This is a genomic window from Kitasatospora sp. NEAU-69 (genome assembly GCF_057158765.1).
Genome location: NZ_JBWXUE010000013.1, coordinates 216,571 through 234,193, shown reverse-complemented (window position 1 = coordinate 234,193; position 17,623 = coordinate 216,571). Strand labels below are relative to the sequence as shown.

The following is a 17,623-nucleotide window of genomic DNA, read 5'->3' as shown; positions in this document are numbered from 1 at the left end:
CCCCAGAGGGCGATCAACGCCCCCCCACCCTTCCCCCCCCCCGCTCCGGCGTTTCGTCTCCCAAGGGCACACCAAGGCCAACACAACCGAACACGATCCTTCATGAACGCACGTCAGATCTCTTGACATGCCCGGCGCTGCGCACTGTCATATGTGATGTTCCGTTTGACTGCGTCCGGTTCCGTCGCTTCAGGAGGACCACTTGCCCACCACGCCCCGCTCATACAGGACACTGAGAGCCAGACTCGGCGCGCTCGGCACCGCGCTGACGCTGCTCACCGGCGGCGGCGCGCTCGCCGTCGGTCTCCAACTGGCCACCGCCCCCTCAGCGGTGGCACTGGACAACGGCGTCGGACTGACCCCGCAGATGGGCTTCAACAACTGGAACTCGACCCACTGCAGCGGCACCTTCAACGAGGCGATGGTCAAGAGCATCGCCGACCTGTTCGTCAGCAAGGGCCTCAAGGCGGCCGGCTACCAGTACGTCAACCTGGACGACTGCTGGGCGCTGCCGAACCGCGACGCGAGCGGCAACCTGGTCGCCGACCCGGTCCGCTTCCCCGACGGCATCAAGGCACTCGCCGACTACGTGCACTCCAAGGGCCTGAAGTTCGGCCTCTACTCCAGCGCCGGCACCCACACCTGCGACGTCCAGGGGTTCCCCGGCGGCCTCGGCCACGAGCAGCAGGACGCCAACCTGTGGGCCTCCTGGGGCGTCGACTACCTCAAGTACGACAACTGCAACAACCAGGGCGTCGACGCGCTGAGCCGCTACAAGGCGATGGGCGACGCGCTGAAGGCGACCGGCCGGCCGATCTTCTACAGCATCTGCGAGTGGGGCTCCACCGGGCCGTGGAACTGGGCGCAGAACATCGGCAACTCCTGGCGCACCACCGGTGACATCAGCGACAACTGGCAGTCGATGATCTCCATCGCGAACACCAACGCCGGCCTGAACGCGTACTCCAAGCGCGGCGCCTGGAACGACCCGGACATGCTGGAGGTCGGCAACGGCGGCATGACCGGCACCGAGTACCAGACGCACTTCAGCCTCTGGTCCGAGATGTCCGCCCCGCTGATGATCGGCACCGACCTGCGCACCGCGCAGCAGCAGACCTTCGACATCCTGACCAACACCGACGTGATCGCGGTGGACCAGGACCCGCTCGGCAAGCAGGGCGCGGTCGTCTCCGACGCCAACGGCCTGATGGTGATGTCCAAGCCGCTGGCCGACGGCAGCGTTGCGGTCACCCTCACCAACGAGGGCTCGTACGCCACCGACATCAGCACCGACGTCGCCACCCTCGGCATCGCGGGCGCCTCGTCCTACCAGGTCAAGGACCTCTGGTCGAAGCAGACCTCGACCACCACCGGCACGCTCAGCGCGACCGTCCCGGGCCACGGCACGGCGATGTTCCGGGTCACCCCGAGCGGCCCGGTGCCGCCGCCGACCGGCATGAGCTACGTCAGCGACCTGCCGTTCGTCTCGGCGAGCAACGGCTGGGGCCCGGTCGAGCGCGACATGAGCAACGGCGACTGGCACGCCGGTGACGGGCAGCCGATCAGCATCCGCGGCACGCAGTACGCCAAGGGCCTGGGCACCAACTCGCCCAGCGACGTCAGCTTCACCCTCGGCGGCGCCTGCAGGAACCTGGTCACCGACGTGGGCGTGGACGACGAGACCGGCGGGCAGGGCTCGGTGACGTTCCAGGTCTGGGCGGACGGCACCAAGGTCGCCGACAGCGGCCTGCTCACCGGCAAGGACCCGGCGAAGACGCTGACCGCCGACCTGACCGGCGCGAAGACGCTGCGCCTGGTGGTCACCGACGGCGGCGACGGCACCAGCTGGGACCACGCCGACTGGGCCGGCACGAAGATCGCCTGCGGCCCCGGCCCCGTGGCCGGCGCGCACCAGCTCTCCGACCTGAACTGGTCCTCGGCGAGCAACGGCTGGGGCCCGGTCGAGAAGGACAAGAGCGTGGGCGCGAACGGCACCGGTGACGGCGAGACGATCACGATCCGCGGCGTCAAGTACCCGAAGGGCCTGGGCACCAACTCGCCGAGCGAGGTGGACTACTACCTCGGCGGCAGCTGCACCTCGCTCAGCACCGACGTCGGTGTCGACGACGAGACCGGTGGCCAGGGCACCGTCACGTTCCAGATCTGGAAGGACGGCACGAAGGTCGCCGACAGCGGCCTGGTCACCGGCAAGGACGCCGCCGCCAAGCACCTGACGGCCGACCTGACCGGCGCGGACGAGCTGCGCCTGGTGGTCACCGACGCCGGCGACGGCAACAACAGCGACCACGGCGACTGGGCCGGGCCGGTGCTCACCTGCTGAGCCGCCGGTCCGACTCGATCCGAGCCGAGCTGAGCTGAGGTCGGCTCAGCTCGGCTTTGCTCAGCGCGGGCGCGGGGGGGGGGGTAAACCACAGGTCCCCCGCACACCGGCCCCTCCCCCCACCCCCCGGGGAGGCGCGGGTGTTGTTGAGCGATGCTCCAGCTCCCCCCCCACCCCCCCCCCCCCCCCCCCCCCCCCCCCCCCGCGCCCGCTGCCGCGCCGACCGGCGCCGACCACTTCTGCTCGACCTTGCCGAACTTCCAGAAGGCCAACGCGCCCACCCAGGTCAGCACGAAGAGGCCGACGATCGCGAAGCCGATGTTGTTCAGGTTCAGCGAGCCGATCCAGCCGATCGGCCCACCGGTGATGTCGAGCTGGTCGGCGAGCAGGCCGATCAGCTCGATCAGCCCGATCACGAGCGCGACCACCACCGACAGACCGGTCACCGTGAGGTTGTAGTAGATCTTGCGGACCGGCTTGGAGAACGCCCACTCGTACGCGAAGTTCATGAACGAGCCGTCGATCGTGTCCAGCAGGCTCATCCCGGCCGCGAAGAGCACCGGCAGCACCAGCAGCGCGTACCAGGGCAGCGAGAACGCGGCGGCCCCACCGGCCAGCACCAGCAGCGAGACCTCGGTCGCGGTGTCGAAGCCGAGGCCGAACAGCATGCCGACCGGGTACATGTGCCACGACTTGGTGACCGCCCGGGTGACCCGGCCGAGGATCCGGTTGAGCAGGCCGCGCTTGTCCAGCTGCTCTTCCAGCTCGGCCTCGTCGAACTCGCCGGCGCGCATCTTCCGGAAGACCCGCAGGATCCCGTTGAACGCGCCCAGGTTGATCAGGCCGATCAGCAGCAGGAACCCGCCGGAGACCGAGGTGCCGATCAGCGAGGTGGTCTTGTGCAGCGAGGAGTCGTCCGACTCGACCTCGCCGGCCAGCGAGCGTATGCCGAAGGCGAGCAGCGCGCAGAGCCCGAAGACGATCGAGGAGTGGCCGAGCGAGAACCAGAAGCCGACCGAGAGCGGCCGCTTGCCCTGGCCCATCAGCTTGCGGGTGGTGTTGTCGATCGCCGCGATGTGGTCGGCGTCGAAGGCGTGCCGCATGCCCAGCGTGTAGGCGGTCAGGCCCATCCCGGCGCCGAAGACCTGGCCGCCCATCGCGTAGTGGTGCGGCGCGATCACGGCGAGCAGGGTGAACCAGCCGACCACGTGCAGGGCGAGCACGAAGGCGCCCATGCCGGCCAGCCGCACCCACTCGTCGCGGGTGAGGCGGGCGGTCCACCGGGTGCGGGCGGCGGGCGCTGACGGTGCGCTGCTCATGGGCGGCGACCTCTCTCGGGTTGTACGGGTGGAACCGGCCGTGCGGGCGTGGCAACCGCCACATCCTTCCTTCTGCACCCATGCACCTGCAACTCATTCGCAACAAGGCGCCCCCCGACGAACCGGTGCGCTCCACCCTGGCGGTCCGTCATGTCCGCTATTGTCGCGATATGCGGCATGCTGCCTCCTACCCCCTGCCCGTCACCCGCGAGGACCTGCGGATTCCGCTCGCCGACGGGACCGAGCTCGCCGCCAGGATCTGGCGCCCGGTCACCGACGATCCGGTGCCCGCGTTGCTGGAGTACCTGCCGGACCGGCTGAGCGACTGGACCGCGGCGCGCGACGCCGAGCGGCACCCCTGGTACGCCGGGCACGGCTACGCGAGCGTGCGGGTCGACCTGCGCGGCCACGGCAACTCCGGTGGGCTGCCGGCCGGCGAGTACTCGGCCCAGCGGGCGGCCGACGGCGTCGCGGTGATCGAGTGGCTGGCCGGCCGGCACTGGTGCAACGGCCGGATCGGCCTGTTCGGGCTCACCCGGGACGGCTGCGACGTGCTCGCGATCGCCGCGCTCGCCCCCGCGCCGCTCACCGCCGTGGTCGCCGTCGGCGCCGACGACGACCGCCCCGGGACGGACGGGCACCACCTCGGCGGCGCGCTGCCGATCGCCGAGCTGCACGGCCACGCCGCCACCCGGCTCGCCTTCGCCGCCCGCCCGCCGGACCCGAAGTACGTCGGCGACGACTGGCGCCCACTGTGGCTGCGGCGCCTCGACGCGATCGAGCCGCCCGCGCCCGGCGGCGTCGCCGAGGACCAGGGCCAGGATGACGGCCGGGACTACGGCGCGGTGCAGGCCGCCGTGCTGGCCGTGGGCGGCTGGGCCGAGCCGTCCCGGGACACCGTGCTGCGGCTGGTCGAACAGCTGCGGGCGCCGGTGCGCGGGCTGATCGGCCCCTGGGCGCACTGCTACCCGGACCAGGAGTCGGCGCCCGGACCGGCGATCGGTTTCCTCCAGGAGACGCTGCGCTGGTGGGACCACTGGCTCAAGGGCGGCGACACCGGGATCATGGCCGAGCCGAAGCTGCGCTGCTGGATGCCCGACCCCGACCCCACCGCAGCCGCCGGCCCCGGCCTCGCCGCCGAGCAGCCGGGCCGCTGGATCGGCGACGACCAGTGGCCCTCCGACGACGTCCGCGAGATCCACTACGGCCTGGCCGACACGCTGCGCACCGCCGGCACCCCGGAGGGCGAGCGCTACGTCGAGGTCCGCTCGCCCCCGCACACCGGGATCGACGCCGGCGCGTACCGCCCGCTCGGCGCCGCTGCCGATCTACCGCCGGACCAGCGCGCGGAGGACGGCCGCTCGGTCTGCTTCGACAGCTCGCCACTGGCCGAGCGGCTGGAGATCCTCGGCCGCCCGTCGGTGCGGCTGCGGCTGCGCCGCCCGTCGGCGCGCGGTCGCGTGGTGGCCCGGCTCTGCGACATCTCACCCGACGGGACCTCGCTGCTGGTCGGCCGCGGCGCGCTCGACCCGGCCGCCCGGCGCGATCCGGAGCAGGCCGTGCCGTGGGAGCCGGGCGCGGTCGAGGAGGTGGAGTTCGAGCTGGCCGGGACCGCCCACGCGTTCCGGCCCGGCCACCGGATCAGGCTCGCGCTCTCCTCCGCGTACTGGCCGTGGCTCTGGCCGCAGCCCGGGTCGGCCGGTTTCGGCGTGGACCCCGGACACAGCGCGCTGATGCTGCCGGTCCGCCACCTGGCCGCCGACGTGGGCCTGGCGCCGATCACGTTCGACGAGCCCGAGCAGGCCGCACCGCTGCAGGTCCGCCGCAGCGCCGTCAAGGACGGGCAGCCCGAGCGGGTGGTGCTGCACGACGTGGCGGCCGGCGAGTGGCGGGTCGAGCTGGACCCGGACCACGGCAGCCCGTGGACCCACCCGGACGGCCTGGTGGTCGCCGAGCAGTCCCACCTGAGCCACCGGCTGAGTACGGGCGACGCGCTGAGTGCCGCTGTCCGTGCCAACCGGACGATCCGGCTGGAGCGCGCCGAGCTCGGCTGGGACGTCACGGTGCAGGTCAGCAGCGAGCTGGACGCCGACGCCGACTCACTCGTGACCCGCAGCCGGCTCACCGCCTGGGAGGGCGGCTCGGTCGTCTTCGAGCGCAGCTGGGAGCGGCGGATTTCCCAGGGCCCGCACTGACCGAGCCGGTCGCGGGGGCACCCAACGGCCTATTCAGGGGGCGGGCGGGTGCTCTCAGGCGAGTCAATTAGGATCGCCGAATGCTCGCGCTGACCGGACTCCCGCTCCAGATCGTGGCCAGCCTGCTGGCCGTGGCTGCCTTCGCCGCCACCATGTGGCTCTGGCCCAGGCTCGCCCGACGGGGCTGGAAGGCCGTGCTCGGCCGGCTCGTCGCGTTCTTCGGCACGCAGCTGATGGTGCTGGTCGCGATGGGCCTGGTCGCCAACTCCTACTTCGGCTTCTACAGCTCCTGGTCCGACCTGCTCGGCACCTCCGGCGGCCCCGGCACCGTGGTCGACCACAAGCCGGGCCAGGCGCTGACCGTCACCGGCGAGCAGAAGTTCTACTCGGCGCAGGGGTCGGCCAAGGACCGCTCCGGGGTGATCCAGGCGGTCAAGGTGCGCGGCGCGGCGTCCGGGCTGAGCAACGACGGTTACGTCTACCTGCCGCCGCAGTACTTCCAGGCGGCGTACGCCGGCAAGCAGTTCCCGATGGCCCTGGTGCTGACCGGCTATCCCGGCACCCCCGAGAAGCTGATCACGCTGATGCAGTACCCGGCGAGCACGCTCAAGGCGATCGAGGCCAAGCAGCTGCCGCCGACGGTGCTGGTGATGATGCGCCCGACGCTGGTCGGCAACCGTGACACCGAGTGCATGGACATCCCGAACGGCCCGCAGGTCGAGACCTTCTTCACCCAGGACCTGCCCAAGGCGCTGGAGGCCGGCTACCGGATCGCGCCGCAGGCCGCCGCGCACGCCGCGATGGGCGACTCGACCGGCGGCTACTGCTCGCTGAAGTTCGCGCTGCGCAAGCCGGACGCCTACGGCGCGGCGATCTCGCTCTCCGCCGACTACAACGTCTCCGACGACCCGACCACCGGCGACCTGTTCGGCGGCAGCACGCAGCTCAAGCAGGAGAACGACCTGCTCTGGCGGCTGAAGAACGCACCGGCCGCCCCGGTCTCGCTGCTGCTGGCGACCAGCCCGAACGAGGACAACTACCAGGCCACCCAGGCCATGGTCGGCGCGTTCAAGGCCCCGACCAAGCTCTCCACCATCACGCTCGACGTCGGCGGCCACAACTTCCGCACCTGGACCCGGGAGATCCCGCCGGCGCTGGAGTGGCTGGGCCGGCAGTTCAACACCGCGCAGCTGTCCGTCTGACGCCGTCCGCCTGACCGGATCCTCCGGCCAGGCGGACAGCGCAGCGGGGCCTACGAGTCGGTCGGGCAGTGCGTCCCGGCCGGCGGCATCGTGCCGTTCAGCAGGAAGCCGTCCACGTCCGTCTTGATGCAGGCGCTCTTCGAGTAGGCGGTGTGCCCGTCGCCGTCGCGGGTCAGCAGCGTCGCGCTGGCGAAGTTCGCGGCCAGGTGCTGCGCCCAGGCGTACGGCGTGGCGTCGTCTCCGGTGGAGCCGACCACCAGGATCGGCGCCGCGCCGGCCGCCTTGATCGCGTGCGGCTGCTCGGTCGAGCGGTACGGCCAGTTGCGGCAGTCCGGGTCGAAGAGGTCGTCGGCCGTGTAGTGCTTGGTCAGGTACGGCGCCTTCTCGTGCAGCGTCTGCAGCGCCGCCTGGATCTGCTGGTCGGTCGGCGCGGCGGCGTTGTCGGCGCAGCCGATCGCGGCGTACGCGTCGGCCATGTTGCTGTAGTGACCCTGGGCGTCGCGGCCGTTGTAGTCGTCCGCGTCGGCGATCAGATAGTCGGGCTGCTGGCGGACCATCGCCCAGGAGAGCGCGCCGCGCAGGTTCTGCCAGGACGTGGCGTCGCCGTAGAGCATGTCCAGCGTGCCCGTCCAGCCCATGCTGCGGGTGAGCTGCCGGCCGTTCTTCCCGGTCTGCGGGTTGTCGGCGAGGCCGTCCAGGAAGTCGCCGAGCTTCTTGGCGGCGGCGTCCGGGTCCTTGCCGAGCGGGCAGCCGGTGTGCGTGACGCAGTCGGCGGCGAAGCGCTCGAAGACGCCCTCGAAGCCGATGGTCTGCTGCACGTCGCCGTCCAGCAGGTTCTGGGTCGGGTCCATCGCGCCGTCCAGCACCAGGCGTCCGGTCCGGTCGGGGAACTGCTCGGCGTACACGCTGCCCAGGTAGGTGCCGTACGAGAAGCCGAGGTAGTTGAGCTTCTGGTCGCCGAGCGCGCCGCGCAGCACGTCCAGGTCGCGGGCCGCGTTGCGGGTGCCGACGAACGGGAGCAGCTTGGCCGCGTTGGCCTGGCAGGCGTCGGCGAGCGTCTTGCCCTTGGTCGAGGAGTCGTCGGTGCTGTCCCACTTGTCGCGGGCCGCGTCGTCCAGGCAGTGCACGGCGGTGCTCTTGCCGATGCCGCGCGGATCCATGCCGATCAGGTCGTAGCGCGCGTTGAGGCTCTTGAACCTGGTGGCGGCGCCGTACTCCACCTCGCTGGTGCCCGGGGCGCCGGGGCCGCCCGGGTTGAAGAAGAGCGAGCCGAGCTTCTGGTCCTGCTGCAGCGCGGGCTTGCGGACCAGCGCGAGGTCCAGCGTGCCGGCGCCCGGGTTGGTGTAGTCGAGCGGCACGTGTGCGGTGCCGCAGAGCAGCCCGGTGGTGTCCACGCTGTCGGCCGCCGGGTCGTCCGGGCACGGCGACCAGGCGATCTGCTGGGTGTAGAAGGGCTTCAGCGCCGGGTCGTCGGCTCCGGTGGGCGTGACGGTCGGCGACGGCGAGGCGGTCGGGCTCGGCGGCGGCGTGGGAGCCGCCGACGGCGACGGTGACGCGGCGGCGGGCGAGGAGAGCGCCACCGACGGGCTCGCCGCCCCCTTGGCGGAGCCGGTCCCGGATGCACCGCAGCCGGCGACCACGGTGACCCCCAGCACGGCGGGCAGAATGCGGCGCGACAGGCGCGCCAGAGCAGTGTTCACCGCAGAGGAATATCAGCCGCTCTTCACACAAACAGACGGCGGGGTGCCACCTCCTGAACGAAGGTCAGTACGGCTCGGTACTGCCTCAGTACTGCCTCAGCCGCCGATCGCCGACATCGGCCGGTCCGGCTGGCGGAAGTCGGCGGAGTTGATCTCGTGGCCAGGGCCCTTGCGCGCGATCGTGTTGCGCCAGGCCCGTTCGATCGCCGCGTCGTCCGCGTCACCGCGCAGCAGCACCCGCAGGTCGGACTCCTCGGTCGCGAAGAGGCAGTTGCGCAGCTGCCCGTCGGCGGTCAGCCGGACCCGGTCGCAGCCGCCGCAGAACGGCCGGGTGACCGAGGCGATCACCCCGATCACCGTGTCGGTGCCGGCGATCCGCCACTCCTCGGCCGGCGCGTTGCCGTGCCGGCCGACCGGGACCAGCGGCCAGCGGGCGCCGAGCACGGCGAGCAGCTCGTCGGCGGTGATCATCGCCGAGCGGTCCCAGGCGCCCTGCGCGTCCAGCGGCATGGACTCGATGAACCGCATCCGGTAGCCGTGCCCGGCCGCGAACTCGACCAGGTCGATCACCTCGTCCTCGTTGACCCCGCGGACCGGGACGGCGTTGATCTTCACCGGGTCGAGCCCGGCGGCCCGCGCGGCGGCCAGGCCGGCGAGGACGTCCGTGATCCGGTCCCGCCGGGTGATCGCCAGGTAGCGCTCGGGCCGCAGCGTGTCCAGGCTGACGTTCACCCGCTGCAGCCCCGCCGCCTTGAGGTCGGCGGCCATCCTGGCCAGCCCGATCCCGTTGGTGGTCAGCGAGATCTCCGGGCCGAGCTCGGTCAGCCGGGCCAGCAGCCCGGGCAGGCCGCGCCGCAGCAGCGGCTCGCCGCCGGTCAGCCGGATCGAGGTGATGCCGAGCCGCTGCACCGCGATCCGCACCAGCCGCACGATCTCGTCGTCGGTCAGCAGCTCGGCCCTGGGCAGCCAGTCCAGGCCCTCGGCCGGCATGCAGTACGTGCAGCGCAGGTTGCAGCGGTCGGTCAGCGACACCCGCAGGTCGGTGTGGACCCGGCCGAAGCGGTCGACCAGCGGGACGGGAGCGGTACTCGGGACAGCCTTGTGCATAACGGCCAGTAGACGGCCCTGTGAACAGAAGATCCAGCGGCGCATCAACCGGGCTCCACCCGAGGCCAGCGGCACACCCTTGTGCATTCACACAACGCGAGGGCCTCCCGGAAGGCGTCACAGTGGTGTCATGCGAGTGGTGGCATGCGAGTGGTGCGAGTGGTGTCATGACTGATCCGACCGGCCCGCGCGTCGCGGCCGTGGTGCTGGCGGCGGGCGGTGGCCGGCGGCTCGGCGGGCGCCCGAAGGCGCTGCTGGAGTTCCGGGGCCGGCCGCTGGTGGAGCACGCCGTCGGGGTGGTGCGCGAGGGCGGCTGCGCGCCGGTCGTCGTGGTGCTCGGCGCGGCGATGGCGCAGGTGCGGGAGCGGGCCGAGCTGACCGGCTGCGTGCTCGCGGCCAACCCGGACTGGGCCGAGGGCATGGGCGGCTCGCTGCGCGCCGGGCTGGCGGCGGTCGCGGCGCTGCCCGAACCGGTGGACGCGGTCCTGGTCGCACTGGTGGACACGCCGGGCGTCTCGCCGGCTGCCGTCGCCCGGCTGCTGGCCGCGCACCGCGACGGCGCCGCGCTGGCCGCCGCCGGCTACCACGGGCAGCGCGGGCACCCGGTGCTGATCGGGGCCGAACACCTGGCCGAGGCGGCCGCCGGGGCCCGTGGCGACGCCGGGGCGCGGGCGCTGCTGACGGCCCGCCGGGCCGAGCTGCGGCTGGTGGAGTGCGCGGACGTCGCCGTCCCGGACGATCTCGACACACCGGCCGACCTGGCGCGCTGGTCGGCCTGCTGACGCTCCGTCAGGGTGCACCTGCGGACGGTGACAGATCCGGGAACAACCCTGGTTGAGCCCTGATTTATTCGGACATCCCCTGCCCTGGGACGCCCGGATCGGGGAGCATGGGGAGGACCCGCCTTCTCCATCGAACGGACGGTGTGCGCCGTGTCCGGACATCCGCTGCCTGACGACTTCACCGGCCGGGGACCGTACGAGGGACCGCACGGATCAGACCCGTACGACCCGTACGACCCATACGCCTCGGACGGTCATGGCGCCGGTCGTGGCACCGGCCATGGCTCCGGCGACGCCGCCGGTGCGTCGTCCGGGCCCCCGGCGCCCGGCGCGGGGGCAGGTCGCCCGATCCGCTGCCCGGCCTGCCGCCGCGAGCACCTGTACGAGCCGGCCGCGCTGCCCTGCCCGTGCGGCGCCGCGCTGAAGATCCCGCTGCTGCGCGGCGGGGTGCCGGTGCAGGTGCGGTTCCGCTCCTGGGAGGACTCCTGGCTGAGCCTGCGCTGCCCGACCTGCGGCCGCTCGGACCAGTGGCCGCAGCCCGAGTTCACCTGCAACTGCGGTGCCACGGTGCGACTGCCGGTGGACCGCAGCGCCGGTGGCTCGCCGGGGGCGCGCCCGCTCGGCGTGCGCCCCTACGATGCCGCAGCCGCCGCCCGCTACGCACCCGAGCCGAACTCGCCCACCCAGGCCGGACCGAACCAACCGTACGCACCGCACAGCCCGCACGCACCGCACTCGCCTCAGCCGCCGCGCCAGCCGCGGCACGCGCAGCCGCCCCGGCCGCCGGTCACCCCACCCCCGGTCGCTCAGCCCCCGGTCACCCCGTCGCCCGCCTCCGGCGGCCGCTGGCAGCGCCGCCCGCCGTTCCGCCCGCACCCGGTGCGCGGCGCCCGGGACGCCGTGCTCGCCGCCGCCCGCTACCTGGAGTGGCTCGGCTTCGGCGAGCTGGAGCTGACCGAGGCACAGGAGCGCGAGGCGGTCACGCTGCTCGGCCACCGCCTGGTCGCCCAGGTGGACACCTGGTCCGAGCCGGCCGACCTGCGCACCGTCGAGTGCCTCTGGCTGCAGACGCTGCACGCCGAGGAGATGGCCGCCGCGATGTTCACCACCGCCGGCTACTCGCACCAGGCCGTGGTCCGCGGCGAGCAGTTGCTGGTCGCGCTCTTCACGCTCGACGAGGCCGGGCTGCCACAGCCGCTCAACGGCGCCGCCGAATCCCTGATGGAGACCGGCTGGACCTCCTGACCCACCGCCGCCTTCCGCCCCTCCCGACCCATCCCGACCCATCCCGACCCCTCGTCACCTCCCGGCCCCAGGCGTTACCCGGCCGAAATACATCGCGCTCGTGATCTGGTGCACAAGCTCGCCACAGGTGTTGAATTGCGGCCACAGCGGCCGTGGCTGTGATTCGCGCGGCCGCGAGCGGCGGTGGCCGTGGGCGGCGCTGTCCGCTCACGGCGGTGTCCGTCGATGGCGCACACAAGGAGGTGGCGTTGTCGGAGCACGGAACAGCCCCGCTGAGCGGGGGGACGCGCGGCCGGGCAGGGGATCCCGGACGCGGACGCGGGGGCCCGCCGGGCGTGCCTCCGCACGGCGGGGGGCTGCATCCGGGCGCGGACGGCCATCTGGACGAGATCACCAGCGGCACGGTCTGGCGGCTGCGCTCCCGGGCCTGCTGGCAGGAGGCCGCCGAGTTACTCAGAGCGGCCGCCGAGCAGGACGCCCGCACGGCGCTCTGCCGGGCCGAACTCCTGATCGAGCAGTGCCTGTTCACCGCCGATCACTGGGACCAGGCGGAGACCGCGCTGCGGCTGGCCGAGGCTGGGGTCACCAGCACCGGGCAGCGCGCCGCGGCAGCCTGCGCCCGCGGCTTCCTGGCCTATCTGGGCAGCGTGCTCGGCCCGCGCGACCGGCTCGACGAGGCCCAGGCCGCACTCGGCCGGACCTCGGCCCTGCTGCCGCCGGACGCAGCAGGCCGCCCGCTGCTGGACTTCCGCCGCGGCCTGGTCGCCGAGAACCTGCTGCGGGACCGGACGGCCGCCTGGATCGCCTACCGCCGCGCGCACGAAGGCGCACTGGCGTACGGCGACACGCTGCTCGCCTCGTCCACCTGGCGGCATCTGGCCGCGCTCGCACTGGCGGGCGGCGACCGGGTCCGGGCCCGCGAGGGCTTCACCGAGTCGCTGCGGCTGCGCGAGGAGCTCGGCTTCACCGTCGGTGTGGCACCGGCGCTGGCCGCGCTCGCGGAGGTCTGCGAACCGGCCGAGGCGGAGCGGCTGCGGGCCGAGGCCGGGCGGCTGGTGCAGGCGCTGGGCGGGGTGCCGGTCTGGCTGGTCGGCCGGCTCGGCGAGGACGCGGCCGGGGGTGAACCGCCGGGTGGACCACCGGGCGGGCCGCCGGGTGCGCCGCGCGGCGCCCCGCCGAGCGCCCGGCCGGGCCTGCCGGGCACCCGCCGCGCCGGCGGCACCGTACCCGGCGGCGTTGGGCCCGGCAGCCTCGGGCCCGGCGGCGTTCCCCCTGACGGCCGCGGTGGGCAGGACGATAGACGGTCCGTCAGCTAAGGTGAGGCTAACCTGATCGGGCGGGCCTGTGCAGGCCCGCCCGGCCGGGATCCGCCGAACCCGGGCTCCGCGCGAGTGCCGGACCGACCCGATCGGGCCCCGCCATGACCGTGCGCAGCGCCGCCGCGCCCCTGCCACCGCCGCCCCTGCCGGCCCGGACGGCGCGCGCACCGTTCACCGGCGCGTACGCGGCCGTCGCCCGGGTCTTCCCGGAGCTGCGCGTGCAGCTCGCGGCGGCGCCGGTCGGCGGCGGCTGGACCGGCATCGCCCGGCTGGTCGCCGATCCCGCGCTGCGCTCCCGGCTGATCACCGCCGAGGCCCGGCACGGCCTGGCCCGGTACGGCGAGCCGCCGCGCCGGGACGTCGCGGCCGGCTTCTGGCTGCACCGCTACGCCTGGCCGCTCGGCCTGGCCTTCACGCTCCCCTGGTTCCTGGAGCGCCGGGTGCCGCTGCTGCCGGTGGACCGGGTGGCCGCGCGGCGCCCGGCCGGCGGCGGGCCGTTCGAACTCACGGTGCGCCCGGCCGGGTTCGCCTGCCTGCCGGGCGATCCGGCGGCCGGCCGGCCCGGCGCGCGGATCGTCGCGGACGAAGCGGCGCTGCGCGCCGAGCTGCGCGCGGCGGTGGCCGGACACCTGACGCCGGTGCTCGGCGCGTTCCGGCCCGAACTGCGGCGCGGCACCCGCACGCTCTGGGGCCTGGCCACCGACGAGCTGGTCGAGGGGCTCTGGTACGCGGGCAGCCTGCTCGGCCTGGAGAGCCGGGCGGTCGCCGAGCTCTGCGCGCTCTTCCCCGACCCACCGGCCAGGCCGTTCACCGGCGCCGCGGGCTTCACGCCGGGCCTCGCCCCGGCCCGCACCCGGGTCAGCTGCTGCCTCTTCTACACGGTGCGTCCGCGCGAGGCCTGCGTCGGCTGCCCGCGCAGCTGCCGTTGATTCATCCGATATCCACACTCGTAATCCGGTCATACCGTATTTCCGACGAAACGTCAGAATGCCATCCGTCCAGTGCATTTGACGGAAAACCACCCGTATGGGATCCGGAAATCCGCCATGATGGCTGACGTTCCCGGGTGGGCCGAGTGCCACCCCGATCGCCGGAAGCGAGGCTGGTTCAGCGCCATGAGAATGTCGGACATACCACTGGGCTGGGCCGTTGTGAGCGCCGCCGCGCTCCTCGTGGTCGCCATCATGGCGGCCGTCCTGCGCAGCCGGGGGGCCGCCGCTCGCGGCGCCGACTCCTGGGAGCGCACCGAGGAGCGCCGCCGCCGCAAGGAGTCGCTGTACGGCGGCGCCTCCTACACCCTGCTCTTCTGCTGCGCGGCGGTGGCCGCCGCGCTCTCCTTCCACGGCCTGGTCGGCTTCGGGGTCCAGAACCTCGGGCTGTCCGGCGGCTGGGAGTACCTGGTCCCGTTCGGTCTGGACGGCGCCGCGATGTTCTGCTCGGTGCTCGCGGTCCGGGAGGCCAGCCACGGCGACGCGGCGCTCGGCTCGCGGCTGCTGGTCTGGCTCTTCGCCGGCGCCTCGGCCTGGTTCAACTGGGTGCACGCGCCGCGCGGCTTCGGGCACGCCGGCGCGCCGCAGTTCTTCGCCGGGATGTCGCTCTCGGCGGCGGTGCTCTTCGACCGGGCGCTCAAACAGACCCGCCGGGCCGCACTGCGCGAGCAGGGGCTGGTCCCACGGCCGCTGCCGCAGATCCGGATCGTCCGCTGGCTGCGGGCTCCGATCGAGACGTACGCGGCCTGGTCGCTGATGCTGCTGGAGAACGTGCGCAGCCTGGACGAGGCCGTCGAGGAGGTCCGCGACACCAAGCGCGAGGCCGTGCTCAACCGCGAGCGGCAACGGCTGGCCAGCCGGCGCGAGCGGGCCGAGATCCGGGCGATCAACCGCCAGCACAGCGGTTGGGGCCGGGCCCGCGGCCGCGCGGTGCCGCCCGTCGCCACGGCTGCCGCCCGGCAGCTGGAGCCGGGCGGCGCGGAGCCCGCGATAGCGCCGTCCACCGAGGCGAGCCCCGCCACCACGACCGCCGCGCCCGGTCTGCCGACCCGGCCCGCCCGGCGGACGATCGACCTGACCACCGACGACGACACCCTGACGCTGCCCCGGCTCGACTCGCTGGAGCAGAAGCTCAAGGACCTGGAGCGCCAGTTCGGGTAAGTCGGTGACCGCGGGCGGGGCTCAGCCGGCCTCGCCCGCCGTCAGCTCGAACCACATCCGCTTGCCCGAGCCGCGCGGCTCCACGCCCCAGGCGTCGGCGAGCGCCTCCACCAGCATCAGGCCGCGGCCTGAGGAGGCCTGCTCGCCGGGCGTGCGGCGCTTGGGCCACAGGTCCGACTCGTCCTCCACCTCGATCCGCAGCCGCGGCTCGCGGCCGTCCTCGCGGTAGAGCCGGGCGGTGAACATGGCGTCCCGGTCGGTGTGCCGGATCGCGTTCGTGACCAGCTCGGAGGCGAGCAGCTCGGCGGTGTCGATCATCTCGGCGACGCCCCAGCGGCGCAGCGCGTCGCGCAGCTCGCCGCGCAGCTCGGCGACCCGGGCCAGGTCGGCCTGGCCGATCCGGCGGCGCAGCTGCTGCGCGGCCTGGCCACCCTGCGGGCCGTCCCAGCGCAGCAGCAGGAGCGCTATGTCGTCCTCCCGCTCGGAGGAGTCGGCGGCGCCGGCCGCGATCCGGTCGGCCAGCTGCTCCAGCGGGTCGGGGCCGGACTCGGTGCGCGGCGCCAGCTCGCCGGCGACCGCCGCGCAGAGCCGGCCCATGCCCGTGTCCAGGTCCATCCGGCGGGACTCCACCAGACCGTCGGTGCAGAGCACCAGCGTCTCGCCGGGGTCCAGGCTGAACCGGGTGACCTGGTACTCCTGATCGGCCCGGATGCCCAGGGGCAGGCCGCCGACCACGTTCTGCACGGTGCTGCTGCCGTCGGTGCGCCGGACCACCGGGTCCAGGTGGCCGGCCCGCACCGCGTAGACCACGCCGTAGTCGACATTCACCTCGGCGTAGGTGCAGGTGGCGAAGTGATCGGTGTCCAGGTCGGCCAGGAAGCGCGAGGCCCGGGCCATCACGGCGGCCGGCGGGTGACCCTCGGCCGCATAGGCGCGCAGCGCGATCCGCAGCTGGCCCATGATGCCGGCCGCGTGCACGTCGTGCCCCTGCACGTCGCCGATCACCAGACCGACGTGCCCGCCGGGCAGCGGCACCACGTCGTACCAGTCGCCGCCGATCTGCAGCCCGGAGCCGGCCGGCAGGTAGCGCACTGCCGTCGTCACGCCGGCCACCGCCGGGACGGTCCGCGGCAGCATCACCCGCTGCAGGCCGGCCGCCAGCTCGTGCTCGGCGTCGTGCAGCCGGGCCCGGGCCAGCGACTGCGCGACCAGGCCGCCGAGCGTGGAGAGCAGCGTGCGCTCGTCGGCGTCCAGCTCGCGGGACTCGTCGAAGCTGACCACGCAGAGCCCGATCGCCCGGCCGCTGGCCACCAGCGGCAGGAAGGCCCAGGCGCTGCGACCGGTGCCGGACGCACGCGACCAGGCCTGCGGAAAGCGCTCGCGGTACTCGTCGCGGCTGGAGAGGAAGACCGGGACCCGGCGCCGGATCGCCTCGGCGGCTGGCTCGTACGGCTCCAGCGGCGTCCGGTCGTAGGACTTGACGTCCTCCATGCGGTAGCCGTTGGCGCCCAGGATCTGCAGCCGGCCGGTCTCCATCGCGGCCAGCACCAGGCCGTCCGGCGGCAGTCCGGGCAGCGGGAGCTCGGTGAAGACGCGGGCCACGTCGCGCACCGTGACCGCCTCGGAGAGTGCCCGGGCGGCCTCCTTGATGAAGCGCGAACGGTCCTCGCGCAGCGCGGCCAGCCGGCCGGCGTCCTCGCGCTTGTGCAGTTCGGCGGTGGCGTCCCAGACGAAGCCGACCATCCGGGACGGCCGGCCGAACGCGTCCGCCAGCACCCGGCCGCGGAACCGCACCGCGTGCAGTTCGCCGCCGGGGAAGACGGTGCGGTAGTACGCGCCGCACTGGCCGAGCTCGGCGACCGCGCGCTCGACCCGGCGGCGCACCACAGGGGCGTCCTCGGGGTGCAGCAGCGCCAGGAACGAGTCCGCGGCGAGGTCAAGGCTGTCGTGGCCGACGCCCATGATCGCGCAGGCCCGGTGGTCGGCCTCGATCACGTCACGGCGGATGTCCCAGTCGAACGAGCCGATGCCGTTGGCGGCCATCGCCGGTTCGAGCCAGTCCGGGGTGGAGTCGCCACGGCTGGGCAGCCCGTGGACGGGCGGGATCGCCGCGGGTGCGGCGATCCGCCCCGCGGCCAGACCGGTGCTGCGGACTCCCGGCCGCCGGCCGCCCTGGGCCGGCGGACCGAGCGGGAGCCGTGCGGGCCCCTGCGGCTCGGGCTCAGTCGCCATGGTTCTCCTGCCCCTGCCGGGTCGGTGGGTC

Annotated in this window: 11 protein-coding genes and 1 pseudogene; 8 read left to right on the top strand and 4 right to left on the bottom strand. The window is 73.6% G+C overall.

Features of this window, described 5'->3' with window-relative positions; translation table 11 throughout:
* The first annotated feature begins 202 nt into the window (after nucleotides 1-202).
* Nucleotides 203-2,341 carry an NPCBM/NEW2 domain-containing protein gene (locus tag AC060L_RS17745; RefSeq protein WP_483799735.1) on the top strand — a complete coding sequence of 713 codons (2,139 nt, stop codon included), beginning with the start codon at nucleotides 203-205 and terminating at the stop codon, nucleotides 2,339-2,341.
* A gap of 212 nt (nucleotides 2,342-2,553) precedes the next feature.
* Here the strand turns inward: AC060L_RS17745 and nicT are convergent.
* Nucleotides 2,554-3,660 (bottom strand): annotated as a pseudogene (nicT, locus tag AC060L_RS17740) (Nickel transporter NicT); the annotation flags it as partial.
* A 170-nt stretch (nucleotides 3,661-3,830) separates the two neighbouring features.
* Between nicT and AC060L_RS17735 the strand changes: the two are divergent.
* Both AC060L_RS17735 and AC060L_RS17730 read left to right on the top strand, forming a co-directional pair.
* Entirely contained in the window at nucleotides 3,831-5,855 is a 2,025-nt protein-coding gene (locus AC060L_RS17735) for a CocE/NonD family hydrolase (RefSeq protein ID WP_483799734.1), read from the top strand.
* Nucleotides 5,856-5,935: 80 nt separating this feature from the next.
* A complete protein-coding gene (locus AC060L_RS17730) occupies nucleotides 5,936-7,057 on the top strand; it encodes an alpha/beta hydrolase (RefSeq protein WP_483799733.1) in 1,122 nt (373 codons plus the stop codon).
* A 50-nt stretch (nucleotides 7,058-7,107) separates the two neighbouring features.
* Here the strand turns inward: AC060L_RS17730 and AC060L_RS17725 are convergent, their stop codons facing one another.
* Together AC060L_RS17725 and moaA are read right to left on the bottom strand one after the other, a co-directional pair.
* Nucleotides 7,108-8,757 (bottom strand): alpha/beta hydrolase, encoded by a 1,650-nt coding sequence (locus AC060L_RS17725; RefSeq protein ID WP_483799732.1) that lies wholly within the window; start codon nucleotides 8,755-8,757, stop codon nucleotides 7,108-7,110.
* A 96-nt stretch (nucleotides 8,758-8,853) separates the two neighbouring features.
* Nucleotides 8,854-9,864 carry a GTP 3',8-cyclase MoaA gene (moaA, locus tag AC060L_RS17720; RefSeq protein ID WP_483799731.1) on the bottom strand — a complete coding sequence of 337 codons (1,011 nt, stop codon included), beginning with the start codon at nucleotides 9,862-9,864 and terminating at the stop codon, nucleotides 8,854-8,856.
* Nucleotides 9,865-10,031: 167 nt separating this feature from the next.
* On the opposite strand from moaA, the gene AC060L_RS17715 reads away from it, so the two are divergent.
* The 5 genes from AC060L_RS17715 (at nucleotide 10,032) to AC060L_RS17695 (ending at nucleotide 15,360) form a co-directional block, all read left to right on the top strand.
* A complete protein-coding gene (locus AC060L_RS17715; RefSeq protein ID WP_483799730.1) occupies nucleotides 10,032-10,646 on the top strand; it encodes a nucleotidyltransferase family protein in 615 nt (204 codons plus the stop codon).
* A gap of 150 nt (nucleotides 10,647-10,796) precedes the next feature.
* Nucleotides 10,797-11,891, top strand: a complete 1,095-nt coding sequence (locus tag AC060L_RS17710; RefSeq protein WP_483799729.1) for a hypothetical protein — start codon at nucleotides 10,797-10,799, stop codon at nucleotides 11,889-11,891.
* Nucleotides 11,892-12,226: 335 nt separating this feature from the next.
* Nucleotides 12,227-13,207, top strand: coding sequence for a hypothetical protein (locus tag AC060L_RS17705; RefSeq protein WP_483799728.1), 981 nt, complete (start codon nucleotides 12,227-12,229; stop codon nucleotides 13,205-13,207).
* Between the two features lie 104 nt (nucleotides 13,208-13,311).
* Entirely contained in the window at nucleotides 13,312-14,139 is an 828-nt protein-coding gene (locus AC060L_RS17700; RefSeq protein ID WP_483799727.1) for a (2Fe-2S)-binding protein, read from the top strand.
* 186 nt (nucleotides 14,140-14,325) lie between these two features.
* Entirely contained in the window at nucleotides 14,326-15,360 is a 1,035-nt protein-coding gene (locus AC060L_RS17695; protein ID WP_483799726.1) for a DUF2637 domain-containing protein, read from the top strand.
* 21 nt (nucleotides 15,361-15,381) lie between these two features.
* Here AC060L_RS17695 and AC060L_RS17690 read toward each other — a convergent pair whose 3' ends face one another.
* On the bottom strand, nucleotides 15,382-17,592 hold the full coding sequence (locus AC060L_RS17690) for a SpoIIE family protein phosphatase (RefSeq protein ID WP_483799725.1): 2,211 nt from the start codon (nucleotides 17,590-17,592) through the stop codon (nucleotides 15,382-15,384).
* Between the last annotated feature and the right edge of the window lie 31 nt (nucleotides 17,593-17,623).